The sequence below is a fragment of the Thermodesulfobacteriota bacterium genome (assembly GCA_026415035.1).
Classification (GTDB): Bacteria; Desulfobacterota; BSN033; order BSN033; family UBA1163; genus RBG-16-49-23.
On the sequence record JAOAHX010000064.1, the window covers coordinates 203 to 431 of the forward strand.

1 protein-coding gene is annotated in these 229 nt (G+C 49.3%); it reads left to right on the forward strand.

Going from position 1 to position 229, the window contains the following annotated elements:
* Nucleotides 1-229 (forward strand): hypothetical protein (locus N3G78_14870; GenBank protein ID MCX8119198.1); only part of this gene is annotated, 229 nt, incomplete at both ends.

Sequence of the window (229 nt, forward strand, 5' to 3'; positions counted from 1 at the left end):
TTTTAAGCGTGGGAGATTTTTCAAAGGAGCTTTGCGGTGGGACACACGTAAAAAGGACTGGGGACATAGGCTACTTTAAAGTCATTTCCGAGTCTTCTGTAGGTGCGGGCATAAGGCGCATAGTGGCAAAAACGGGAAGGTGGGCCGTGGAGCATGCCTTTAACGAAAGAAAGATACTTCTTGAGGCTTCCCGCCTTTTAGGTGTATCTCTAGAGAGCCTCCCCGAAGC